This is a genomic window from Clostridium sp. Cult3 (assembly GCF_021655115.1).
GTDB lineage: Bacteria > Bacillota > Clostridia > Tissierellales > Tepidimicrobiaceae > PPXY01.
In genome coordinates, this window is sequence record NZ_PPXY01000022.1 from 14753 (window position 1) to 39616 (window position 24864).

The 24864-nt window shown below is 33.8% G+C and carries 23 protein-coding genes and 1 riboswitch; of the genes, 1 reads left to right on the top strand and 22 read right to left on the bottom strand.

What is annotated here, in order from left to right; translation table 11 throughout:
- Window positions 1–67: 67 nt before the first annotated feature.
- The 20 genes from C3E88_RS05240 to C3E88_RS05335 all read right to left on the bottom strand — a co-directional run bounded on the left by C3E88_RS05240 (window position 68) and on the right by C3E88_RS05335 (window position 18912).
- Window positions 68–2452, bottom strand: coding sequence for an ATP-binding protein (locus C3E88_RS05240; protein WP_236909116.1), 2385 nt, complete (start codon window positions 2450–2452; stop codon window positions 68–70).
- Window positions 2453–2618: 166 nt separating this feature from the next.
- Window positions 2619–3059, bottom strand: a complete 441-nt coding sequence (locus C3E88_RS05245) for a protease complex subunit PrcB family protein (RefSeq protein WP_236909117.1) — start codon at window positions 3057–3059, stop codon at window positions 2619–2621.
- 120 nt (window positions 3060–3179) lie between these two features.
- Window positions 3180–4115: a transketolase family protein gene (locus C3E88_RS05250; protein ID WP_236909118.1), complete on the bottom strand. Its 936-nt coding sequence runs from the start codon at window positions 4113–4115 to the stop codon at window positions 3180–3182.
- On the bottom strand, window positions 4108–4929 hold the full coding sequence (locus C3E88_RS05255) for a transketolase (protein ID WP_236909119.1): 822 nt from the start codon (window positions 4927–4929) through the stop codon (window positions 4108–4110). The genes C3E88_RS05250 and C3E88_RS05255 overlap by 8 nt, the downstream gene beginning before the upstream one ends.
- Window positions 4930–4939: 10 nt before the next feature.
- Window positions 4940–5797, bottom strand: coding sequence for a YitT family protein (locus tag C3E88_RS05260; protein ID WP_236909120.1), 858 nt, complete (start codon window positions 5795–5797; stop codon window positions 4940–4942).
- Between the two features lie 15 nt (window positions 5798–5812).
- Window positions 5813–6568 carry a WecB/TagA/CpsF family glycosyltransferase gene (locus tag C3E88_RS05265; protein WP_236909121.1) on the bottom strand — a complete coding sequence of 252 codons (756 nt, stop codon included), beginning with the start codon at window positions 6566–6568 and terminating at the stop codon, window positions 5813–5815.
- An 8-nt stretch (window positions 6569–6576) separates the two neighbouring features.
- Window positions 6577–7680 (bottom strand): polysaccharide pyruvyl transferase CsaB, encoded by a 1104-nt coding sequence (csaB, locus tag C3E88_RS05270; RefSeq protein ID WP_236909122.1) that lies wholly within the window; start codon window positions 7678–7680, stop codon window positions 6577–6579.
- Between the two features lie 14 nt (window positions 7681–7694).
- Entirely contained in the window at window positions 7695–9023 is a 1329-nt protein-coding gene (locus C3E88_RS12435) for an O-antigen ligase family protein (RefSeq protein ID WP_236909123.1), read from the bottom strand.
- Entirely contained in the window at window positions 9017–9571 is a 555-nt protein-coding gene (locus C3E88_RS05280; protein ID WP_236909124.1) for a hypothetical protein, read from the bottom strand. The genes C3E88_RS12435 and C3E88_RS05280 overlap by 7 nt, the downstream gene beginning before the upstream one ends.
- An 18-nt stretch (window positions 9572–9589) precedes the next feature.
- The gene (locus C3E88_RS05285; RefSeq protein ID WP_236909125.1) at window positions 9590–10075 is read right to left on the bottom strand and encodes a DUF4330 domain-containing protein; all 486 of its coding nucleotides are present in this window, start codon (window positions 10073–10075) and stop codon (window positions 9590–9592) included.
- A 5-nt stretch (window positions 10076–10080) separates the two neighbouring features.
- Window positions 10081–11202 carry a glycosyltransferase family 4 protein gene (locus C3E88_RS05290; protein WP_236909126.1) on the bottom strand — a complete coding sequence of 374 codons (1122 nt, stop codon included), beginning with the start codon at window positions 11200–11202 and terminating at the stop codon, window positions 10081–10083.
- Window positions 11203–11294: 92 nt separating this feature from the next.
- Window positions 11295–12230 carry a PIG-L deacetylase family protein gene (locus C3E88_RS05295; RefSeq protein WP_236909127.1) on the bottom strand — a complete coding sequence of 312 codons (936 nt, stop codon included), beginning with the start codon at window positions 12228–12230 and terminating at the stop codon, window positions 11295–11297.
- Window positions 12231–12254: 24 nt separating this feature from the next.
- Complete coding sequence (locus C3E88_RS05300) at window positions 12255–12713, bottom strand: hypothetical protein (RefSeq protein ID WP_236909128.1); 459 nt, start codon at window positions 12711–12713, stop codon at window positions 12255–12257.
- Window positions 12714–12736: 23 nt separating this feature from the next.
- A complete protein-coding gene (locus C3E88_RS05305; protein ID WP_236909129.1) occupies window positions 12737–13507 on the bottom strand; it encodes a GNAT family N-acetyltransferase in 771 nt (256 codons plus the stop codon).
- A 123-nt stretch (window positions 13508–13630) separates the two neighbouring features.
- Window positions 13631–13981, bottom strand: coding sequence for a type II toxin-antitoxin system PemK/MazF family toxin (locus C3E88_RS05310; RefSeq protein WP_236909130.1), 351 nt, complete (start codon window positions 13979–13981; stop codon window positions 13631–13633).
- On the bottom strand, window positions 13978–14259 hold the full coding sequence (locus tag C3E88_RS05315) for a CopG family ribbon-helix-helix protein (RefSeq protein ID WP_236909131.1): 282 nt from the start codon (window positions 14257–14259) through the stop codon (window positions 13978–13980). The genes C3E88_RS05310 and C3E88_RS05315 overlap by 4 nt, the downstream gene beginning before the upstream one ends.
- 124 nt (window positions 14260–14383) lie before the next feature.
- Window positions 14384–15556, bottom strand: coding sequence for an alanine racemase (alr, locus tag C3E88_RS05320; protein ID WP_236909132.1), 1173 nt, complete (start codon window positions 15554–15556; stop codon window positions 14384–14386).
- Between the two features lie 129 nt (window positions 15557–15685).
- A complete protein-coding gene (locus C3E88_RS05325; RefSeq protein ID WP_236909133.1) occupies window positions 15686–16936 on the bottom strand; it encodes an NAD(P)H-hydrate dehydratase in 1251 nt (416 codons plus the stop codon).
- The gene (locus C3E88_RS05330; protein ID WP_236909134.1) at window positions 16927–17550 is read right to left on the bottom strand and encodes a hypothetical protein; all 624 of its coding nucleotides are present in this window, start codon (window positions 17548–17550) and stop codon (window positions 16927–16929) included. The genes C3E88_RS05325 and C3E88_RS05330 overlap by 10 nt, the downstream gene beginning before the upstream one ends.
- A gap of 72 nt (window positions 17551–17622) precedes the next feature.
- On the bottom strand, window positions 17623–18912 hold the full coding sequence (locus tag C3E88_RS05335; protein ID WP_236909135.1) for an amidohydrolase: 1290 nt from the start codon (window positions 18910–18912) through the stop codon (window positions 17623–17625).
- Window positions 18913–19063: 151 nt separating this feature from the next.
- Between C3E88_RS05335 and C3E88_RS05340 the strand changes: the two genes are divergently transcribed.
- Window positions 19064–19720: a class A sortase gene (locus C3E88_RS05340; protein ID WP_236909136.1), complete on the top strand. Its 657-nt coding sequence runs from the start codon at window positions 19064–19066 to the stop codon at window positions 19718–19720.
- Window positions 19721–19752: 32 nt separating this feature from the next.
- Here C3E88_RS05340 and C3E88_RS05345 read toward each other — a convergent pair whose 3' ends face one another.
- Entirely contained in the window at window positions 19753–20541 is a 789-nt protein-coding gene (locus C3E88_RS05345) for a transglutaminase-like domain-containing protein (RefSeq protein ID WP_236909137.1), read from the bottom strand.
- A gap of 13 nt (window positions 20542–20554) precedes the next feature.
- A riboswitch (cyclic di-GMP riboswitch) is annotated at window positions 20555–20641 on the bottom strand.
- A 121-nt stretch (window positions 20642–20762) separates the two neighbouring features.
- Entirely contained in the window at window positions 20763–24827 is a 4065-nt protein-coding gene (locus C3E88_RS05350) for a SpaA isopeptide-forming pilin-related protein (RefSeq protein ID WP_236909138.1), read from the bottom strand.
- Between the last annotated feature and the right edge of the window lie 37 nt (window positions 24828–24864).

Here is a 24864-nt window from a genome sequence, read left to right on the forward strand (position 1 = left end):
TTACCATCTTTTAGTTCTATGTAAAAGAAAAACCTTTCTACTATGAGAAATAGAAAGGTTTGCTTTACTATTCATATTCCTTACTGAGCCTAGAATAGTACTCTAATCTTTTCTGAACTAGATAATTGATGGAACCTTTTTCATATTCTCCCTGTTCATTCAGTTTGCCCGCTTTTATCCCTGTAAGTATCTCTATACCCTGGTCTATGGTTTTTACTGCATATATTTTAAATAAACCCATCCTTACAGCCTCTATGACTTCATCGTCCAGCATGAGGTTTTGGATATTTCTAAAGGGTATGATTACCCCTTCCTTTCCCGTTAGCCCCTTTAGCTTACAAACTTTGTAGAAGCCTTCTATCTTTTCATTGACCCCTCCTATGGGTTGAATTTCTCCTTTTTGATTTACAGAGCCTGTAACGGCAATATACTGTTTAATAGGCCTTTCAGAAAGACTAGACAGCAGAGCATATAGCTCTGTACTAGATGCACTATCTCCATCTATACCGCTATAGGATTGTTCAAAGGTAATACTAGCTGTTAGGGATAGGGGTACACCCTTCGCATATTTTTCCCCTAGATACCCACTTAATATCAAAACTCCCTTATCATAAATACTTCCTGATTGTTCTACTTCCCTTTCTATATTAATTATTCCATCTTTTCCTGCATAAGTATTTACTGTTATTTTGCTGGGCCTTCCAAATAGATATTGGCCTGCATCAATTACAGATAGACCATTGATTTCGCCTATCTTTTCCCCTTTAGTATCTATTAATATATAGTCCTTATCTATTAATTCCATAAGTTTTTCCTCGTAAGCGTCGTTACGATATTTTTTCTTTTTAATTGCCTTTTCTACGTCCTCCTTTGTTATCATATCTCTATTTCTTTTGCTAGCCCAACCATCAGCTTCATATAGAATTTCAACCAATTCATTAAACTGGGCTGTAAGTTTATCTTGATGTTCAGCGATACGGCTACTTTCTTCTATAATAGCTGCCAAAGCGGTTTTGTGGAAGGGTTTTAGTCCTTCTTCCTTACACTGATAAGCTACAAAGGAACCAATTTTATTTATATTCTCTTGATTTCTATCCATTTCAATGTCAAAGTCTGCTCTAATCTTAAATAGTTTTTTAAAATCATCGTCATAATTATATAGTAACTGGTACATCATATAATCTCCGATTATAATAATCTTTACATCTAAGGGGATAGGTTCAGGCCTTAGGGTTTCTGATATTATATTTAACCCCGTAATGTTTTCTACCTTGATCTCCTCTGTAGTTAAGGCCCTTTTTAATCCCTCCCAAGCATAGCTACTTTGTAGGATGTCCTTTGCTTGGACGATAATATACCCTCCATTGGCTTCATGGAGAGAACCAGCTCTTATTTTAGTGTGATCAGTTCTAAGACCTCCTAATTCATTTACATATTCTATCTTCCCAAATAGATTATAATAAGTTGGGTTCATCTCTCTTATAACAGGAGCTTGTTTTCTGCTGCTATTGTCTATGAATAAATTTACCTGATACCTTTTCATAAAACTTTCTTTTCTATCACCTATCATAAATATATTTTCTATAGGATTTTTCTCATCTTCTGCTATAAACATTTCATAATTCTTTGCAATATCAGCTTTCATATCCTTTAGATATTCGCATATAGATGGATTATCTTCATATTTTTCTATCAGAAGGTCCATATTCATAGCCAATACTTCATGGACATTTTTCTCCTTTAAGCCCTTTATCTCATCTATTAAATCCTTTTCTACTTCCCTTACCTTTTTTACGTAGTCAAAGGCTTCCTGACCCAATTGGTTAGATAACTCCATTAGTTCCTCTATTTCCTGTTGGGATAGTTCATTTAGCTCCTGATCAGTCATGGGTTTTCCGTCCTTTAAGGGAACACTTAGTATTCCTCTTTCCGTTTGTTTGAAAATAAAATTATATCCTTTGGCTAAATCGTTTAATTGGTTCAATATTTCCTGGGCTTTCTTTTGGTGAGTACTATATATTAAATTTCTACTGTTTTCATATTCCTTTGATGTTAAGGCTTTGGGAATCTCCAAACCAATATCTTTTATTATTTCTTCTACTTCCTTCTTAAATATCTTCCCTTGACCCTTATCCAAACTAATGGCTTGTGGAGACTTAGGCTTTTTAAAATTATAAACATAACACCAATCCATTGGGACAGACTTCTTCTTTGCAAACTCATTAGCAACTAAATAAGAATAGCTATTTCTACCAGTTCCTATTAGACCGGAGACAAAAATATTGTATCCTTTTCTAGGTATGGAAAGTCCGTATTCCAGTGCCTCCATAGCCCTCCTCTGACCTATTAGCTCTCTAGATACAGATAACTTATCCGTTGTATCATACTCAAAAATATTAGGATCACATTTCTTTTTAAGTGTATCCAATGGTAGTAGGTAATCTTCTACCATGCCAGTCACCTCCATAGATACTATATACATACCCTATTAAGCTCATTATATATTAAACCAATTTATATTATTAGATATACCCTAATATATTCTAGTATTCATGGAAATGTACTTGTTTATTGATTTTTAAGGAATAAAAAAGAGAAGATATACTTCTCTTCAAATACTAATCATCATATTCTATTTCTAATTTTATATTTTCAGGCATTTTCTTTAGATTGGTCTTTACGATTGCAAAGGGGTAGGTGAAACTCTGGGCAACTATATCATTTACATCTGGGTCTTTAAACTTTGCGTATATGGTTAGATCGAATTGTTCCCTGTTTTTTTGTTCTTTTATTATTCTATCTACTTCTACGCTATAGCCACCAGTATTCTTCTCCCCTCTAGTTACCAGTACATATATTTCATCATTGAGCCGACAACTTAATGCCCTTTCCTCTGTCAAGTATTTAGGGAGTATCTCCCTTATTTTTTCCGGAATTTCAGATGATTCAAGAGCTTTATATTTCACCTTCCTATCACCCTTATTCAAATATTTTGGAGCAAATAAGATCCCCAGTATGATAACAATAATAATCCCTATGATAATATGCTGCTTCTTCAAATCCATCCCCCCCAAATGAATAATCTTATACTATATTATTCTATAGTCAGGGGCTTTATGTACAAAAATATGGGAATAGCACCAATATATATTGGTGCTATAATTATATTCAACAACTCCCTACTTGGATAGTATTTTTTTCGATTTATCTATGATATTTTCTACGTTCAGACCATATTTTTCCAGGAGGGCACTCCCATCTCCTGACTCTCCAAAGGTATCGTTAGTCCCTATTCTTTCTACATAAGTTGGTTTGCTTTCAGAAACCACCTCTGTTACAGCACTACCAAGTCCACCGATTATATTATGTTCTTCAATAGTAACTATTCCCTTAGTTTCATTAGCTGCTTTGATTATTATATCCCTATCTATAGGCTTGATAGTGGACATATTGATAACCCTTGCAGATATGCCTTCCTCTTCTAATCTTTCTGCTGCCAATAGAGCTTTCTCTACCATCACTCCAGTGGCTATTAAGCTTATGTCTTTGCCTTCTTTTAACTCTACTCCCTTGCCTATTTCGAATCTATAATCTTCACCAAATATTACAGGTACCTTACTTCTTCCTAATCTTATATATACTGGTCCATTGTATTCCGTTGCTTTGTATATACACTGTTTTGCCTCTACTGCATCAGCAGGGTTTAATACTACCATATTTGGCAAGGATCTCATTAGACTTAAATCCTCTAAGGCTTGGTGGGTTGCACCATCTTCTCCTACAGTTAATCCTGCATGAGTTGCTGCAATCTTCACATTTAGTTTAGGATAACATACGGAGTTTCTGATTATTTCGAAGGCTCTTCCCGTTGCAAATACTGCAAAGGTACTAGCAAAGGGAATTTTCCCTGCTGTTGCCAAACCTGCAGCAGTGCCTATTAAATTCTGCTCGGCTATTCCTACATTGAAAAATCTATCTGGATAAGCCTTAGCAAAAACAGCCGTCTTAGTAGAGCCTGAAAGGTCTGCATCTAGCACTACTATGTCCTTATTTATATTGCCTAGCTCCTTTAGAGCCTCACCATATGCATCTCTTGTAGCAATCATATTAGCCATTTACCACACCTCCTAGTTCCTCTATTGCCTTCTTAGCTTCTTCTTCTGATGGAGCCTTACCATGCCAACCTACTTGATCTTCCATAAAGGATACTCCTTTACCCTTCACTGTCTTAGCTATTATCATGGTAGGTTTTCCCTTGGTATTTTTGGCTTCGTCAATAGCTTTGAATATCTCTTTAAAGGAATGACCATCTATGTGTATAACATGCCATCCAAAGGATTTAAATTTATCTCCTATAGGCTCGATGCTCATTACGTCTTTATTAGGTCCATCGATTTGAAGCCCATTGTGATCTAAGAATACGGTAATATTGTCTAATTTATGATGGGCTGCCAACATAGCTGCTTCCCATACCAATCCTTCCTGGGATTCTCCATCGCCAATAAGGGCATACACTCTATAATCCTTGTTGTCGATTTTACCTGCTAAAGCCATACCATTGGCTGCTGCTATACCTTGACCTAAGGATCCAGTAGTCATATCTACTCCTGGGGTATCTTTCATGTCTGGGTGTCCTTGTAGCATAGAGTCTATTTTTCTTAAACTATTTAGTTCTTCCTTGGGAAAATATCCTTTGGCTGCCAAAGTTGCATAGAGTACTGGTGCACCGTGACCCTTAGATAGTACAAATCTATCCCTATCAGCCCAGCGAGGGTTTTTAGGGTCTATATTCATCTCCTTAAAGTAAAGGGCTGTAAGTATTTCTACTGCTGAAAGAGAGCCTCCTGGATGGCCTGAGGCAGATTCTTTAAGCATATTTATAATATCGATCCTTATCTGTTTAGCAATCTCTTCTAAATCCTTGTACATATTATCCCTCCTATTGATTTTCTATTTCTTCAAATCCTTCACCTAAAACTTCGGACATTTCCGTCACCATAATGAAAGCATCTTTATCTACACTATTTACTATTTCCTTAGTTTTTGTAAATTGAGATCTATTTACTACGCATAGTAGCACATCTTTATCTTCTTTTGTATACATGCCTTTTCCTTTAAATAGAGTTACCCCTCTATCTAAATCCTTCATTATCCTTTCACTAATCTCCTCTGGCTTATTTGTGATGATAAGAAAACCTTTTAAATATCCTATACCTTCTAATATTAGGTCTATTACCTTAATAGTTACAAATAAAGCTATAATAGAATATAGGGAAGTTTCTACTTTTCTATCCACTATTCCAGCAAAAGCCACAACTATTATATCTATACCCATCATAAATGTAGATATACTTAGGGATGGAAACATCTTATTAAGTATGGATCCTGCCAAATCCGTTCCTCCTGTTGTACCACCGGATTTAAATACAATACCCAAACCAATACCCGATACTAGCCCACCAAATATTGATGCTAGCAATAGATCTGGTGTTACTGCCTGAGGAGGTATTATCTTAAGAAAAAAAGATAATAATGCAGTAGCATACAGAGTCTTCCAACCAAAATTCTTACCTAATATGATAACTCCTACGATGAATAGAGGTATGTTTATTGCCAAGTTTGTCAGATATACGGGTACATTGGTAATCTTTTTGAATACTATAGCAAATCCTGTTACTCCACCAGGGGCTATGGTATTAGGTTCTAAAAAAAAGATTAGCCCTATTGCCAATAATAATACTCCTACGCTTAAACCCAATATAGATACTACATTTCTGTACCAAGTTTTATCCCTCATAGAAAACCTCCTATATTATTCAATTACATCTTTAGAGAACAATACCTGTAGCATAAATTTAGGCAATACCAATTGCCTTTTAATGCGGGAGGGTTCTGTTATCAATCTATAGAACCATTCTAGCCCTAGTCTTTGAAAAAATTCTGGTGCTCTTTTAGCATTTCCCGATATTATATCCATCGTACCTCCATTACCTATTATAACCTTAGAATGGAGCCTATCCTTATTTTCATCTATCCAAAGCTCCTGTTTAGGAAATCCTAGACCTACAAATATAATGTCCGGTTTCATATTATTGATATTATGTATAATATCCAATTCCTCTTGATGATCCTTATATCCTATATGGCTACCTTTAAAATAGCCGTGGTGGTATCCTACTACTTTTATATTTGGATACCTCCTTGTAATATTTTCACCAGCTTCTTTGGCTACTCCTTCCTTACCTCCTAGAAGATATAAACTATATCCTTCTTTATTAGCTATCTCAAGAATTTTTATAGATAAATCAAAGCCAGTAACTCTTTCCTTAAGAGGCTTTTTCTTTATATTGGAGGCATGTATGAGCCCGATGCCATCGGGGATTATTAAGTCTCCAGAGTTGACAATATCCTTTAACTTCTGATCCTCCTTACAGGCCATAATTATCTCCGTGTTGGGAGTAAATATGGCTTTTAAACCCTCATCCCTTAAAAATACTTCTACTCTATTGGTTGCTTCATCTAAATCTACATTATCAACTCTAACGCCAAATATCCTTATGCTATCCAAACTATCACCTACTTTTTTAAAAGATCCAAGGCCATATGAGCATTTTCAAGGGCCTTATATCTCATGTGTTGATCCACTTCCTCAAGTCTGATTCTTAACTGCTCTCTATTATCCCATACATAATCAATATTTTCAATTAGTTCATCATAATCCATATCCTCCACTGGACACATGTGATCCATATCTATAGACCTTAAAAAACCCTCTATCTTAGGATCATATATGATGCCTACCATTGGTACACCTTGACTTGCTGCATATATTAAAGAATGGAGTCTCATGGCAATTATCATTTCTAATCTATTTATAATCCCCATAATATCTTCTACACTATATTTATTGGATAAAACATGACAGTCCTTTCCCTCTACTCTGCTCAAAATATCGTTGCTAATTGAGAGATCTTCTGGATAATGCATAGGTATTAAAACTACATCAACATGGTGTTTATTCATAATGTAGTCTATGGATTTAGCCATGTTCTCCACCAACCTATGAGCACCTTTCCACTCCCTAACAGAAACCCCTATTAAGGGCTTATTAAGGGGTATGCCTTCCTTTTCTAAAATATTCAATACTGCAACTTCCTCTGTAGGCTCTAAAGTAAATACAGGATCAGCCGTTATATGGATATTTTCATTTTCAACTCCTAATTCCTTAAGGAATATTTTAGAATCCTCGTCCCTTAAGGTAATCAAATCCACTTTGTTTAGAATCTTTCTAGTCAAAACCCTATTTATGTTTCTATTGATTGGACCTATTCCATTAGCATATACCATAACAGGCTTATTAAATAATTTGGCTAGTTTCATAAGGGTTATATAGTAAAGTAGAGAACGAGTACTGGTAACATCCTGCAATAGACTCCCTCCACCACTGATGAACAGATCGCAATCCCTAATAGCCCTAACTACACCCTTGATACCAAATCTATTTACTGCCTCTATATCGTATATCTTCTTTGTATAGGGTGGATTGTTAGATAATGCTGTTATCTTCACATTGTCCTCAATTTCTTTTATATCTTTAACTATGGCTTTTAATATGGCATCATCACCGCTATTATCAAATCCATAATAACCAGAAACTAGTATTTTATTATCTACACCCATATATATTCTCCTTTTTAACTAATCTCCTTGGATTCACCTGAAATTCGCATAAGGGCTAGTATAAGACCAACTAGTGTCCAGAAAGTAATTATGATTTTAGGAAGATATAAAACACTTTCAACGGCTCCATGGGCTAGCAAAGCGGCTAGTCCTGCAAGGACTCCTCCTGCCATAGTTCTTATATATCTATCTTCTTGTTTCATAAGTCTTTTGATGCCGTATTTGTATAGTACAAATATTAACATAATAAATACTATTAAGCCCAGGATACCCATTTCACCCATAGTTTGCAAATAGGTATTGTGGGAGTGGTAAGCGGGCATAGTCCTTATATAGGTCTCAAAGGTTGTCTTAAAAGGAATATATCCAAACCCTACTCCTACTAGCCAGTTATCTCGTATAATCTCTAAAGTAATCTTCCATAATCTAATTCTATATGCATTAGATGAATCGCCTAAATTCCCAATGGTTAAAATCCTATTAACAATACTCTGAGGTAAAAAATATACACCTGCCAAAACTATTGGGATTATAGACAATAGTAATTTTTTCTCAATCAATATTATAAATATAAATATTCCAAAAGCAAATCCAACCCATCCTCCTCTTGATAGAGTTAAAACTAAGGCTATGGTTAGTATTAGACTAGTGATTAAAAATATAGCTTTTTTGTGAATTTTCTTGGAATACCAGAATAAAGATGCAGAAATGGGAATTATCATTATCAAATATTCTGCTAAAATATTTGGATTCCCAAAAACAGAATACACCCTAGTCTTTACATCTGGATTGTTTACTGCATCTACCCATTTGTCCTCCATTTCCACCCCAACTTTATATTGGTATAGACCATATAGTGCAACCAATGTAGCAGCAATGACTAAAAATGTCACAAATATATTAAAATCTTCTTTTGTGTTGATATTGTTAACTATTACCAATACAAATCCTATAGCTGTAAAATGGATTGCTAAGTCCCTAAAACTACCAGAGGGGTCGATAGATGTAATAGTTGAGATTAAAATGAGCAATGCATAGACTATAATGGGTATATCTATAGACTCCTTAGTTAAAGGATTTATCTTTTTGAACAGAGCTTTATAAAAATAAACCCCTACTAAGAATATTAAATACAATAGGTTTAACATATCAGGCATAAAGGGTAATATGAGCACAGCCAAATATATACCTATTTTTATATTATAAAGTATTAATGCTATTCCTATAGTTCCTAATAATAAAAACATAAAGTAGTTTAAAGGCAATTTATAGTATATTAGAGAAAATATTATGCCTAAGCCTACAGGGAGAATTAATTCTTTGTTATTTATTCGCTCTACCACCACTGATTCACTCCCTCATCAATAGTAAATACACTTCTCATAAAGGCACAAAAATGACTTCCCCTTAATATTCCTTCGTAATCATCCTTAACCTTCAGCCCTACAATGGACGCAAATATTAAAGCCAAGGCTACTATATAGGATTTACCTGCAAAAAAGCCCCTTATCACATTGTTTACTATAATCCCAATACCAAAGGAAAGGAAAAAAACATAAAAAGTCCTCTGTACCTGTACTCCACCCTGAAACAGATTGTATACCGTATTGTATATAATGCTTCCGGGATTATTCTTGTTTATTCCTCTTCTTAATGCAATAAATATCTTATTTATAACATCAACAATCTTACAGTATATTTGGTACAAAAAGCTCTCCTCTATTAAGCTTCTATTGGAAGTAAATAGTTTAACTACATTAGAGCCTTTGGACAGTTTTTTAATACCGCTGCCAACAAAATGATTGAATTTCTTTAAAAGGCTGTATTGATATCCTTCAGCTAAAACACGCCATATATTGGCCAATACATTGACAACTACACTGTTGTACATATAAACCACTCCTACTCCCTATTCTACTTCCACTCCAAGGATAGTGCCTAAAACTGCAACATTTCTATTCTTTAATTTGAATTGGGTTCCAATTCTAATCTGTTCTCCTCCTGCAATTACCACATCAGGATTTTCTTTTACCTCGGCCTCTACAGTCATAAGAACTACGTACTTTTCTGGAACTTCTGCTAATATCCACTTTCCATCTCCACTTTCAACTGGCTCTTTATAGGCTTCTATTTTTTTATCTACTATTTCACCGATTTTTTCACCTTTATCATAATGGTATAGAGGATCTCCTACAACTATTCCATCTACGGTTGGAGTCCTAATATCTGAAACTTCTATAGTAATAAGGGCTTTCTTAGTTTCAGCTACGGCAGCTGGGTTCTTTTTCATTCGCTTAACACCACCACCAACTAACAATACTATAACCAACAATACTATAAGGTCAATTATATTTATTATGCCAAATAATTTTCCCTTTTCATTTATAATCTTCATTCTTACTACCTCCTACATTCCAATATTTGTTTGTAGATTTTATGGTGTTCTTCAGCCATATTTTTGGAAGAAAAGTTTTGTCTTACGCTTTCATATAGATTTTCTCCCATGGTTTTTATGTCCTCTTGGTTTTCCATAAGAAAAATTATTTTTTCAGCTAAAGCATTGCTATCACCTACATCGATTAGCCAGCCATTGTATCCATTCTTAATAAGCTGGTTTATACCTCCTACATTGGTACTGATAACAGTTTTCTTTAGCCTTGCTCCTTCTAAAATTACATAGGGAAAGCTTTCACTAATAGATGTCAATACATTTACATCTATTGTATTGAAGAAAGAATATTGGTCTTCTACATAGCCTAAAAAATAAATATAATCCCCTATTCCCATCTCCTCTACTAGTAATTTAAGTCGTCTTTCATCATTACCTGTTCCAGCAATTAAAAATATCACATCTTTCCTCTTCTGTATTACCTTATTTGCTGCCTTTATGAAGGTTTCATGATCCTTCACTGCGTCCAACCTAGCTATAATCCCAACTATAAGCTTCCCTCTTCCAGGAATATCATACCTTTCTAAAAACTCCTCTTTTGGTACATAGTCCATATGGCTTTCTAAATCGATTCCATTATAAACGGTAAATATTTTGTCACCTTTAAAGCCTCTACTCTCCATCATCTCTTTAAAGGTATTGGATATGGCTATGTAATAATCAAAACTTTTTAAAGCTATTGAGTTGATGGCAGTATAGACTATTCGCTTATAAAAATTGTCCTTAAAATCCAATTTATAGTCGCTATGTATAGTAGTTAACATAGGTTTTTTCACTTTATTCTTTAAGAACATAGCAATAAAATTAGCCCTTGCTCCATGACAATGGATTATATCGTAGCCTTCTCTATTTATTTCATCTTCTAACCTACCTATCACTGACATATCAGATCTTTTCTTCTGCTCAAATACTTCAATATTGATACCAGCTTCTAAGGCATCGTAGTAAAATGTATCCCTTATGAAGCATATAACTTTAGCGTCTATTAATTTATTTAACTCTTTCACTAACGAAATAATGTGGGTTTTGGCTCCTCCTGTATCTCCACCACTGATTAAATGAAGAACTTTCATTATAATTAGCCCTTAATTAGAGCTTCCCTCCTTCCATAAACGGATTATAACACATAGAGTATTATATCATAATAGATTTTTCTATCCTATAATTATTTGTTGTTTTGTAAATCTACTTGTAGTATGTTTTTTACCTGACGATTATAATCTTCTTTTAAGCCCCTATTGGTTCTAAAGGCAAATAGCAGATTATACCTACTGCTTAACTGCCTAAATTCCTCTGGCTTAAAACCTTGTTCCTCCAAGGCTTTTTCTATTTGAATAAGGATGTCCAAATCCACTTTTACAAATATTTCTGCTCCGTACCCTCTATTTGCAATATACCTTTTTCTTCTATCCAATAGCCTAAAGGCATTGAAATCCATGGCCCATTGAGAGTCGAAAATATGGTACATATGACCTTTTTCATCATAAAGTTTCTCATCCATGATACTAATGCTATTAACCAACTCTGGTGCTATGGGACAATTGACTTCATACATGTATATTTTATCAAAATCCCTATTCCATATTTTTAGTGCCTTCATGATGGATCTAGTAGTTTCTACATGATCCCTATGCCCATCTAGTAAAAATGGAGTATATATGATGGTAGGCTTTTCTTCAGATAATAGATTGGCAATGGTACTTATCAATTCATCTTTAGATGAATCCAAATTCCCATCTATCTGATCTAAAAAGTAAACTCTATGAAAACCGTAGATATCCTTTACCTTTTCCCCTTCTTTTCTCCTAGATTGTATCAGGTCTTCCCGTGAAAGATTAGATGTACTTCCTCCACCATCGGTTAAATATACTAAGGTCATCTGATGGTTTGCCTTTTTATGTTTCAATATAGTGGCTCCCAAACCAATAGTTTCATCATCTACGTGGGGAGAGAATACTACTATTCTTTCATCCTTTCCAATCATATCATCTATTTCATAGTTTTCATTATTAGAGCTTTTCTTATAATAGTGGTAGGTATATATATTGTTTACTAACATAATAGGATATTTTAATATGATTTTAATTATTTTTTTTAGCATAATATCCACATCCTCTGTTTATTCTTATCTAATCTCGTAATCTCCCCTAACTAAAAATATAGCATCGGTAATGGCATAGGCCCCTCTTCCATCGTCTCTAGGAACAATGAGCAGATGATTTGGTGGAACGGGTATATCCATACTTAGATCTTTGCCATCGGTTACGTCGGATAAACCTCCTAATTCACCAGCAATAATCCTTGCTTTTCCCCCTCTAAGAATTATCTCCGTACCAGATCTTCCAATTATGGATTGACCGGAATTTACTTCAACTACTTCCATTTTGATAGAGGAAGTGCTGGAATTACCTTCTAGCTTCTCATCCATATAAAGCTTTAGCTGTTCTAGTCTCTTCTCTAAATAACTTAAAGATACTAATGGATCATTTTCTGAACCTGGCTCAGAAAATACCACCGTTGCACCTAATATTAATGATACTGCCACTACTAGTATAATAACCCTTTTCAACTTATCCCTAATCATTTTTCATCCTCCTTAAATAGCCATTAAAAATGATCTCCTTTAAATATTGGAATGTCTATTTTGCTACTGTCCTGGCCTTCTCTCTCAAAGGATACAATGGTTGCTTTGTTTTTAAACAATTTATACATCATAGTCTCCTTAGTGGTATAGTTAAATAGAATAGGGGAATTTACCTTTGTAAAGTACTTGCCATATTCAGACTTAAACCTACCCAATACATAATAAATGTTATTTTTACGATTAACCAACAGATAAGATTGTCCACCTTTTTCGCAATAAAAATACTTGTTTATTGGAGATTTAGCAAATCTCCACAGCAAGTAGTCATCTTCGATATACTTTGATTCTTCTTCTAAGTTCTTATTACTCATTACCAGTTTCATATAATAATATTTATTAATTTTCCAGCCCAGTTTCAAATACCCTGGCCTTGAATTATCATTTGGATAATTGTATATAAATCCATCCTTAGTTTCATCCAATGCCATCAAAGTCATCTTAGAAAATATACCTCTTCCCCTAGCTTCTTTAACTACTCCAGTGTCACAAGGTTGATAGCACAAATGACCATCAATATCATTTCTCCAAAAGCTACGAGCACCTACAGCCTTATCCCCTTGATAAGCCAAAACCATATAGGAGTCTCCATAGATATTGTCCATGTACTTCCACCTAAACCAATCCATATCATAGTCAAGACTAAATACTTCATTAAACACATTTAGAAAGTCTTCCTTTTCCCTTTCCGTAAGCTTACTACTCAACTTACATATATAAGTAATATCTTCTTTCATAGTAAATCCACCTTTCTATTAAGCCTTGAGGAATTATTCCTTCATTAAATTATACTACAGATTGGAGATGTTTCAAATCCATTTTAACAAATAAAAAATAAGCATGTTAAAATATGCTTATTTTTATATATCTATCAATCCTAAACTTATTTTTAAACATTCGTCTACTTTGGCCATCATCTCATCATTAAATCTGCCAATTTTCTCCCGCAGTCTCTTTTTATCTATAGTTCTCACCTGTTCTAATAATACCACGGAATCCTTAGGTAGTCCATATTCAGGAGCGTTGATTTCTACATGGGTAGGTAATTTTGCCTTATTAATTTGTGATGTAATAGCTGCTATGATAATAGTAGGGCTATATTTGTTCCCTATATCATTTTGAATCACAAGAACTGGCCTTACTCCACCTTGTTCTGAGCCAATTACTGGACTCAAATCAGCATAAAAAACATCTCCTCTTTTAACGATCACATTTTTTCACACCCCGTAAGTTTTGCCTCGTAAACATTTAACTCTACCATATCTTGTTCTAGCCCCATCTCAGCAAGGGTTAGATTGATCTTACTCATCTCTACATATCCATCTTTAAGCTGTTCATAAACCTCAACTTTTCTTTTCTCTCGAATATATAGTTTCATTGCCTCTTTTACAAATTCACTCCTGTTTTTCTTTTCCATAGCAACGATAAAATCCACTTCCTCCACCAAGCTATTTGGTAGATTAACCATAATCCTCTTAGTTTCAGCCATTAAGTTTGCACCCCCAAGCAAATGTTACTATGACAAAACACAAAATAAGCCTAATATAAAACAATATACTTCAATTATATATTCTTTACATTAATTGTGTCAACATTAACTAAGATTTATTCAATTAATCCAATAGATAATCCACTATATTTATTAATTTGCCATCTTCCATATAAACTCTTGGAACCCTTCGTGCTACCATACATATTATTTCGTAGCTGTTGGTATTCAGTTTAGTGGCTATTTCTTCAACAGTAGGTTGATCTTCCTCATATCCAAATATTACCACTTCATCACCTATATTTACATCTTCTATTTCCGATACATCTAGCATACATTGATCCATGCAGATTTTGCCAACTACCGGTACTCGCTGTCCTTTAATAAATGCTTCTGCCTTTGAGGTTAAAAGTCTGGTAAATCCATCAGCATATCCGATGGGGATAGTAGCAATTGTTGATTCTTTCTTCGTAACATATATCCCACCATAGCTAATATTTGTATCCTTAGGCACTTTCTTTATATTGGATACCTTCGCCTTTAAGGTCATTGCTGGCTTTAAAGTTACCCTGCCCTTATTTACCTCTTCTGAAGGATAGTAGCCATATAACATAATACCTGCTCGAACCATATCCAAATTGTATTCAGGAATATCTATGATTGCAGCACTATTGGATATGTGTTTGATAGGTATAGTAAGCCCCCTTTCCTCTAATTTTTTTACTATATACATAAATTTTTCAAATTGTAATCTTGTATATTGTTTATCCATCTCATCTGCCCTTGAAAAGTGGCTATATATGCCTTCTATTTCTAGATTAGGTAGTTTAGCTATTTTAATAATATCCTCTACTGAATCCTCGTCAGGCAAAAATCCTAATCTGCCCATACCACTATCGATCTTTATATGGATTGTTGACCGTCTACCTAAGCTTACAGCCTCCTGAGAAAGAACTTTAGCACTTTCATAATTATATATGGTTTGAGTAATACCCCAGTTTAGAGCTAAAGGATATTGGGCCACGGGAATATACCCGAGGACAAGTATCGGTACATATATATTTGCTTTTCTTAGTTCAATAGCTTCTGATAAAGTTCCCACTGCTAATCCATCAGCTCCACCGGCTAAAAAAGCCTTAGCAGCGTTTACAGAACCATGTCCATAAGCATTTGCCTTAATTACTGCTGTGATTAAAACATCTTCCTTGGTAATTCTTTTAACTTCCCTAATATTATGAGCTAAATTATCTAAATTTATCTCCGCCCATACTGGTCTAGTCAAATCTAAAGCTTGCATATAATCCCCCCTGTCAACTACGTATAAAAAGTATATTATTATATATTTAATATTCATCTTTTGGGGGCAAAATCCTTCTTTAGGGTATGAATTTTTTGAATATTATATCAGTTATAAATATCTAGTGGCTTATTCTCCTAGTTTTTTAATGCTATAGGGAATACTGTCTAAAATATCCATTGCAATCATACCATATTCCCCTTTATCTCTAGAAGCCAAATCCCCTGCCAATCCGTGACAATATACACCTAATATGGCAGCATCATAGGGATTTATTCCTTGCCCAATGAAGCTGGCAATCATACCTGTTAATATGTCTCCACTACCAGCTGTAGCCATGCCTGGATTTCCTGTAAAATTAGTATATATATCTCCTCTTGTGCTAGCTACTAGGGTATTTGCTCCTTTTAATACCGTTATTACATTATATTTATTTGATGTAAGTTTAGAATATTCCAATCGATTCTTTTGAATATCTCCAATACTTACCCCTAGCAATCTGGATAACTCTCCTGGATGAGGTGTAATTATAGTATGGCCTTGCCTGTCAAATAAAACAGTAGGGTCTAAAGAGATTAAATTAATTCCGTCTGCATCTACAACTATAGGGTTCTCGTACTCTAATAGTATACTCCTTAAAAGTTCTGCCCTTTCATCATCAACACCTATGCCTGGTCCTATGGCTATAGCGTCCATGTTTTTTATTATATCCATAATATCCTGAACAGAATCCATAGTAAAGTACCCAGTATCCTGATCCTCTATGGGCTTTATTATCGCTTCTGTTAATTTTATAGATAGAATTTCTCCTAAACTCCTTGGAACAATAGTATAAACTAGCCCACTACCAGATCTTAATGCAGCCATGGAGGACATATAAGCTGCTCCTGTCATCCCCTTGCTACCTGCTATTATGCCAATTCTACCGAAGGTTCCTTTGTGAGAGTCTTCCTCTCTTTTAGGTAGTATTCTTTTAATATACTCTGGTACTAACACCTTCATATTTTTTCCATAGCCTACTGCAAAAGCAATGGCATAGTCTCTTTCATGGGATATGGATAGATGAAGTTCATCTATACCTAATTGGTTACAAACCTTCATCCCTTCACTATATAGTTTTACATAAGGCTTCCCTTTTTTACTATGAAGGATCTCTATATGTTTCCAATTAACATTACCTATTCCTGTGCCTAGTAGCTTGCTTATAGCTTCCTTAGCTGCAAAAATACCTGCTACAGTCTGAGGATTGTCATTTTTAGACTCTATATATTTTATCTCGTCAGGCGTAAATATCTTCATATAAAATTTGTCTTTCTTGTTTTTCATAATTTCTTCTATTCTATAGACATCTACTATATCTACCCCATTGCTTAAAACCATGTGGATTCTCCCTTATCTAATATCTTTTCATCTAATTTTTCCATCTCTTGACTTCCTAACATACCATGTAGGAAGGAGTAAGTTGCATCTATCCATTCTTCATAATCGTGTTTTTTATTTATCAATTCTTTTAATCTTTCCCTTAAAATTTCTAACTCCTCCGTAACGGAGTTTAGCTTCTTTTCCTTCACTTTAAGCTCTTTATATCCATATTCTACCGTAGCCTTTAGAAGATCAAAGTTCATCTTCCTTATGTCCTGGGGAATAATCTCTAATTGATACATTATATCATCTAGATCTGCATTTATATCTTCAATTCTTTGTTTATATTTATCTAACAAGTCTACATTTTCTATCTTGTTTTCATTGTTTACTGCATCAGATATTCCTAAAATCATCTTCATAGCATGGAGTTTATCCTTCTGAAGCTTTTTAGATAATCTATCTAATTCCCTTTCCTTTTCCATCAATTCCATTAATTTTTCCTTAATCTGTTGAATGTTCTTATTGACAATATCCCCAAATAATTCTTGCCAATTATCATCTTCTACTAATAAAGGTATTTTATTTTTACGAATTATATCCTCATCTAAATCTATGCCTCTATAGGACATAACGGTCCCCCCTTTACTAAATTATACTACAAAAATAACGAGGGGTTAATAAGGTTATGGTGCTAATTATTTTTATCTATTGACCAAATCCTTAGCAACTCTTTCTGTGTTGAACATTATCTTCTCTACATCCAATGTCTTTATCTCCCTATTTTCCATTATTATATCACCATCTACTATAACCGTATCCACATCGGAGCCTTGTACGGAATAGGCTAGTAGCGATATTATGTTGTGAAGAGGATATAGATGGGGTTTGTTTATATCTATTAATATTATATCGGCTTTTTTGCCTTCTTCTATGGATCCAATTTCTCTATCCCAAAGTAATGCCTTGGCTCCATTTATGGTAGCCATTTTTAGAGCATCTATAGCTGGTACAGATATGGCATCCATGTTGACTGCTTTGTTGACAATAGCTGCTAAATGTATCTCTTCAAACATATTTAAATTGTTGTTGCTTGATGAACCGTCAGTTCCTAATGCCACAGAGATTCCTCTTTTGAGCATCTTATCTACAGGAGAAAAACCACTGGCAAGTTTTAGATTGCTGCTAGGATTGTTTACTGGACTTACATCCATTCTATTTAATATTTCAATATCTTCATCGTCTACATGGACACAATGGGCTGCTATTGTAGGCAATTCAAATAGTCCTACATCGTATACATGTTTAATAGGGGATTTCCCTAGTTGATTGAAGCTATCCTCTACTTCCTTTTTGGTTTCCGATAGATGTATATGAATGCCCGTATTTAGTTCCTTGGCCAAATCTGCTATTCTCTCTAAATAGGTAGGACTACAAGTATAAGGTGCATGAGGTGCTACCATCACCTTAATCCTTCCTTCTCCTTTTCCATTCCAGTTGTTATATAGGTCTCTTGTATCCTGTAGTTTTTCTTCACCTTTACCAGGTTCTTCTATAAGTCCTCGGGTTAAAACTCCTCTAATACCAGCTTCTTCTAGGGCCTTCCCTACTTCATCCATGAAAAAATACATATCACAGAAGGCAGTAGTTCCCGATTGTATCATCTCTACCATGCTTAAAAGGGAGCCCCAGTATACATCCTCTGCTGTAAGCTTGGCCTCTACTGGCCATATTTTCTGAGTTAACCATTCATGTAATGGTAAATCATCAGCGTAATTTCTTAATAGGGACATACCTATATGGGTATGGGCATTTATTAGCCCTGGCATAGCTATTTTGTTTTTACCGTCTATGGTTCTAGTAACCTCTATGTCATCCCTCAATTCACCTATATGAATTATCTTATCTTTTTCAATATAGATGTTTGTATTCTTCAATACCTCTTCTTTGCCGTCCATAGGCACTAGGGTTATATTTTTTATAAGAATACTCATCCTATCACTCCTTATGTAATATGGTTTAGAACAATTATATCACAATAGGGATATAGGGGGTATGTTTTATATTGAAGGCTAGAGTTTCTTGTATTTATCCCTTAAAGATTATGATATAATGATGGTAAAGTAATATAGCGGAGGCTTAAATGTGAAGAAAATAATCCCCATATTATTAATCGTAATTGGAATGTTATTTCTATTAACTCCATTTATTACAGAACAAATAGTTAAATATTATAGTAAATCCATAGTAGATGATAGTATTTCAAAGGAAACCCTAAAGGCTAATAATGAAAATGATACCTTAGAAGTAGAATTTGATTTCTCTGCAGTGGAGGATGTGGATATAAAATCTATAATAAAAGGATCTAGGAATTTTAATAAGGAATTAGTAATTGGAACCTTATTAATTCCTGATTTGGATATTAATCTTCCAATAATGAAGGGCTTATCTGATGCTAATCTTTTAGCTGGTGCTGCTACCATGAAACCAGATCAATCCTTTGGGTTTGGGAACTATACTCTAGCAGGTCACAAGATGAAGAAAAAAGATTTGTTGTTTGGAAGTTTAATGGATATTGAAATAGGAAGTAATGTATATATATCAGATGGAGACAAAATTTATGAATACCAAATTTATGATACAGTTGTAGTTCCTGACACTGCTATGGAAATGCTCTCTGACGAAAAGGCAGATGAAAGAGGTAGTCCAATAATTTCTTTGATGACCTGCTATTTTTCTTCTAGTACAGGAAAAAGATTTTTTGCTTTAGGAGAATTAGTAGATGAGTATCCTTTAGATTAACAAAACCACAGAAACACGACTCTGTGGTTTTATTAATATATCTTTTCTATTCTATATTCCTTTGCATCCTTGATCATAGATATGGGTACCTTCTTCTGTACATAGGCAGAATCATATGTAGTATCTATATTAACCCATTTACCATTCAAATATATTTGATTCCAAGCATGATATTTTTTAATATCCGATTTGTATCCCATAATTAACTTTGTAGGTATGTCTAAACTTCTTAGCATGGCTGCTGTTAGTACAGCATAATCATAGCATATTCCAGATTGGGACTTTAAAGTGGCATCTATATAAGGTATGTAACCTGATTCCACTGCATATACCTTTTCGTCGTCATATTTTATATTATCTGTTATGTAATTATATATGGCTTTGACCTTTTCTTCATCACCTTTAGCAGTTCTAGTCAGCTCTTTTGCTTTTTTAATAGCTGCCATATCTTCATTCCAATTGACCATTTGGATAGGTTGTAAAAACAATTCTCTTTCGTCCTTCAATTCTAACTTTACTGTTTCTTTGTCTATTTGTCTATATTTATTCCCCCGAACATGTTCTAAGATTGAAATAGTGTATTCTCCATTTCCAAATTGTAGGGGATAATTCATGTTTGATTCTAGATTATAATGTGCCCTTTTATTGCCTTTCGTTATCAACACCTTCATATTATCAACATTATTTTTATAGTTTATCTTTACTATACCCTTGTCCAAATTATTTACGTCCACAATAGCGTTTTGAGCAGATGCTGTGCTAGATATCAACAAAATAAAAAAGATGGCTATTGTGGAGTTTAAGATACGTTTTCTAATCATATCTACTCCCCCTTTCGGTAACTGGCTGCCATCTTGAACTTTCAAGGAAGGCCCTTTAGTTTTGCGTCCTTGGTTTTCACCAAGTTTGCCTTTATCGGTGGAAAGCCACCAGACAAAATTATACCCAATTATCAATATTATACAATAATTTGACAAATTTGTACATAGGACTTAAGAACGGGGGACATAAAAAAGAGCAAGGTTTCCCTTGCTCTTCCAACTTATGCTGTTTTCCTTCTAAATACAAAGCCAAATGTTATTAATATTAGACCAGTGAAGTAAAATATTATTTTATCATTTTCTCCTGTTTTTGGTAATGTTTCAGTTTTTTCTACTCCAGTGCCACCCTTAGGTGTATTGTCTTCTAAGCCAATTAATGGATCATCTTCATCTTCTTTGTCTACATCTGTGCCACCTGAAGGTACCTCACCATCTATTTCTGTTGTTGGATCTTCTGGGTCTGTTGGATCTATTGGATCCTTTGTTTCTGGATCTTCTGGTTTTTCTGGGTCCTTAGGTTCCTCTGGTTTTGGATCTTCTGGCTTTGGATATTCTGGTTTCGGATCATATGGGTCTTCTGTTGGTGGTTCGTATGGTGGTATCTTTATGTTTTCTAATGTTTCATATACTATTACTCCATTTTCCTCTATATTGAAATAATGTTTTTCGTTATTTCTATAGTATCCTGATGGTGCTTTAGTTTCTTTGAAATAATACTTACCATAGGGTAAATTTTCAAATTCTGCATACCCATCATCACCAGTTATTTGTTCAGCCATAAAAGTTCCATCTTCTTTATATACTGATATCTTAGCTCCTGATAATAGAGTATCAGTATTTTTACGAATTTTTTTAAGTTTGAAATTACCTCTTATCATTGTGTTAGAAATACTATCTGGATTGGCCTTAACGGTTGCTCCATCTTCATTTATAGTTGCATATAAAATTTCTTCTGATGGTAAATATCCTTCTGGTGCTTTAGTTTCTTTGATTTTATAGCTTCCAAAGGCGATGTTTTCAAATCTTACTTTACCATCTTTATCACTTGATACTGTCTTAATTGGATATTCAAAATTATTGTCATCCTTATTATATAAGGTAAACTCTGCTCCCTCTAAAAGTTCTTGATTTTCACCATATTTGGTAAATTCAATATTTCCTTTTATTTTGGTATTCTTAAACGAATATGTTATATCTTTTTTATCATTTTCATCTTTTACTTGGAATCCATAAACTTCTTTGCTTATTGCATATCCTTCTGGTGCTTCTTTTTCTCTTATATAATAAGTTGTATCAAATTTTAATCCCTTAAATAAGGCTTCTCCATTCTCTCCTGTTGCTTCAGATGTTTTTAAAACATTTCCAAAGGTATCTAATAGCTCAAATATAGCACCTTTTAATTTCATGGAGTTATCATTCTCATCTACTTTAATTAGCTTAATACTTCCTCTGCTAGAACCAGTTGCGCCGCCTCCACCAATTTGGAATTTAACTTTTATATTTTCACTAGTTCCCGTTTCAGTTCTACTACTGCCTTTGAAATTTATGGTGTTTGTGAAAGTAGCATCTTTATGGGAATCAGCAATATCTGTTCTAAATTTCAATATATATGCTTCTTCTATGTTTTCAGTGAAATGGAATTCAAATTTTCTAGTTTCTCCATTATATTTAATATTAGAAGCGTTTAAAGTTACTTCTTCCCCTTCATTATACTTCCCATCTTTATCAACCACTAATTTAAACAACTCTACTGATGAAGTATCTAATTCTAATCCCTCTTGAAGTGTATCTTCAAGTATAACATTAGATATAGGTAATTGGTTTTGGTTTATGACTACTTCCCAATCAATGAAATTATCTCCATTTTTATAATTACCTTTTTTGCTAATGACAGTATTTTTGATTTTATTTTTAGCTGTTGCAGAAACACCACTTTCAGGAGTTTCTTTACTTTTAACTGTTGCTGTATTTTCTAATTCTTTATCACCATTAGTATGGAAAATTGATTCGTCAACTATCTTGGTCTTAAATTCTATAGTGTGTATATTATTTATTTCTCCAGTAAATTCAACAGTCAAAGTTTTAGTTTCTTTATTAAAATTAACTTCAGCCTTATCTTTACTAGATCCAGTTACTACAACAGAATTCTCTACAAATTCTTGATATTCTCCTATTACATCTGTAACTACAACATTATTCATAGGCATTTTATTTTGATTAATTACAATTTTCCAAGATGCTTCTCTAGCTAGATAATCATAACCTATGCCAGTTTTTTTGATGACTTGGCTTGATACAGATTGGGAGCCTTTATCTGGCGAAGGATTTATATTATCTCCTGTTAATTTTACTGTATTATAGAGAGTCTCAGTTTTATTATTTGCCCAAATGTTCTTATCTGTGACTTTGGTTTTGAAGGTTATTGTGTGAGTACCATTAATATCCCCAAATTTATATGTCCATGTACCCGTTTTATCTTTATCTCCTTCAGCTGCTTTTACATAGCTAAATCCAGACGTTAGTACATTTCCATCTACCTTAAATGAACCTACTACATATTCTTGACCTAATGGTATATCGTCGGTGACTACAGCATTTATTATATTAATTTCATTGGTATTAACTACTATTTTCCATGTGATTTCTTGTGTAGATGGATTATAACCTGCACCTGATTTAGAAATTAAACCTTTACTTTTACCTACATCTACACCTTTTTCAGCACTGCCCTTAACGCCGTTATCTCCAGTAAATTCTACTTTGTTTTTATAAGTCTTTACTGTGTTGCCTTTATAGTGATTAGGATCTTTAATTATTGTTTCATATGTTAATGTATAGTTTTCGTTAATATCTCCTAATTTGTAGGTTAAGGTAGTAGGGCCTTCTTTATAATTTCCAGTTAATTCGTAATTTGCCCCATCTATATTAGGCTCTAATTTTACGGTACTTTTATCTAGTTCTAGCCATTGAGGAATAGTATCTACTATCTCCGCATTTTTTATATTGAATTTATTTTTGTTTACTATTATGGTCCATTCTATTCTATCGTTTTTTCTACTTTCATCACCTTTAATATACCTTCCACTTTTTGTTACATAATCTATTTTAACGTACTCTATACTAGCTTCATTTGATACAGATTTTCCATCCTTATTAAATATAGCTTCTGCTTTATTTTTAAAATAGATTGTTTCCTTATTTTTAGCACCTTTTAATATTTCTTCTATATTAGGTTTTGTTTTAAAGGTGATATTATAACCCTCCCCATCATTAATTGGTTCATTAAACACATAGGTTAATATACCATCCTTAAATTCAAATCTACCTTCTACCTCTGGACTAATAGTAGCTGAGTCTTCTATATAGTTTTGCCCTTCTTGAATTTTATCAGATATAACTACATTTTCTATAGTTTTTCCCTTAGGTGTTGTCTCAGGCTTAACTTGAATTTTCCAAGTTATTATATTTTCTTCCTCATCATATTCTCCTGATTTAACTAAATTAATATTTGCAGTTTCTTCCTCTTTTTCAAATTCAACTGTAATAGTTTCACTACTGCCTCCACCTAAGTCGAATACAATATCAGTTTCTCCACCTTCTCCTACATTTTCAGCATCAAATTCTGAATACACCCAGAAATAGCCACTTCTATCATATAAGCCCTTTGTATTTACATTGTCATCAAATTGAATTGTTACATTATTATTAATGTCGATATTTACTGTGGCTATTAAATCACCATTTCCATTTTTTAATAGGATTTCCATATCTTCTATTATCTTAATTTCTTCAGGTATTTTAAGAGTATATTGTTGATTTATATCTACATTAAGTTCATCTTCTATTTCATAGTTATACTGGATACGGATTTTAGAATCTTTTGCAATGGGTCCTTCAAAAGGATTACCAGCTTCATCTGTTATTTCTACCCCAGTGAGAAATATAAATTCTATACCATTTCCTTCACTTACTTCTTTTTGTATTTTAGAGTCTTCAATCCCACCTTCTTCAGGTACTATTGTCTCAGCCGTATCTTTCTCTTGTTCTTCATCCTTAACCTCTTCTTCATCTTCTGGTTCATCTAAGTTTTCTGAATCTGTTGGAGTTTGTTCCAATTCCTCTTCATCTTCCTTTGGAACATCAACAGTTTCTTCTACTGCCTCAAGTTCCTCTATTCTCTCTTCAGCCCAAACTACATCCCCCACCACAGGCATCAACACCTGCAACAACATTACCATAACAACTAGCATACTTATCCTATATTTAGTTGTATTAAAAAACTTCACTTTATCTCCTCCTTTTTAATTGTCAAGTTCCATTCTC

Bases quoted from the DNA above. Each gene is read 5' to 3' on its own strand.
- C3E88_RS05240 (WP_236909116.1), bottom strand. From the start codon at position 2,452: ATGGTAGAAGATTACCTACTACCATTGGATACACTTAAAAAGAAATGT.
- C3E88_RS05330 (WP_236909134.1), bottom strand. From the start codon at position 17,550: ATGTCCTATAGAGGCATAGATTTAGATGAGGATATAATTCGTAAAAAT.
- alr (WP_236909132.1), bottom strand. From the start codon at position 15,556: ATGCAAGCTTTAGATTTGACTAGACCAGTATGGGCGGAGATAAATTTA.
- C3E88_RS05250 (WP_236909118.1), bottom strand. From the start codon at position 4,115: ATGGCTAATATGATTGCTACAAGAGATGCATATGGTGAGGCTCTAAAG.
- C3E88_RS05335 (WP_236909135.1), bottom strand. From the start codon at position 18,912: ATGAGTATTCTTATAAAAAATATAACCCTAGTGCCTATGGACGGCAAA.
- C3E88_RS05300 (WP_236909128.1), bottom strand. From the start codon at position 12,713: ATGATTAGGGATAAGTTGAAAAGGGTTATTATACTAGTAGTGGCAGTA.
- C3E88_RS05345 (WP_236909137.1), bottom strand. From the start codon at position 20,541: ATGATTAGAAAACGTATCTTAAACTCCACAATAGCCATCTTTTTTATT.
- C3E88_RS05305 (WP_236909129.1), bottom strand. From the start codon at position 13,507: ATGAAAGAAGATATTACTTATATATGTAAGTTGAGTAGTAAGCTTACG.
- C3E88_RS05260 (WP_236909120.1), bottom strand. From the start codon at position 5,797: ATGAGGGATAAAACTTGGTACAGAAATGTAGTATCTATATTGGGTTTA.
- C3E88_RS05315 (WP_236909131.1), bottom strand. From the start codon at position 14,259: ATGGCTGAAACTAAGAGGATTATGGTTAATCTACCAAATAGCTTGGTG.
- C3E88_RS05280 (WP_236909124.1), bottom strand. From the start codon at position 9,571: ATGTACAACAGTGTAGTTGTCAATGTATTGGCCAATATATGGCGTGTT.
- C3E88_RS05285 (WP_236909125.1), bottom strand. From the start codon at position 10,075: ATGAAGATTATAAATGAAAAGGGAAAATTATTTGGCATAATAAATATA.
- C3E88_RS05290 (WP_236909126.1), bottom strand. From the start codon at position 11,202: ATGAAAGTTCTTCATTTAATCAGTGGTGGAGATACAGGAGGAGCCAAA.
- C3E88_RS05295 (WP_236909127.1), bottom strand. From the start codon at position 12,230: ATGCTAAAAAAAATAATTAAAATCATATTAAAATATCCTATTATGTTA.
- C3E88_RS05325 (WP_236909133.1), bottom strand. From the start codon at position 16,936: ATGGTTTTAAGCAATGGGGTAGATATAGTAGATGTCTATAGAATAGAA.
- csaB (WP_236909122.1), bottom strand. From the start codon at position 7,680: ATGGGTGTAGATAATAAAATACTAGTTTCTGGTTATTATGGATTTGAT.
- C3E88_RS05255 (WP_236909119.1), bottom strand. From the start codon at position 4,929: ATGTACAAGGATTTAGAAGAGATTGCTAAACAGATAAGGATCGATATT.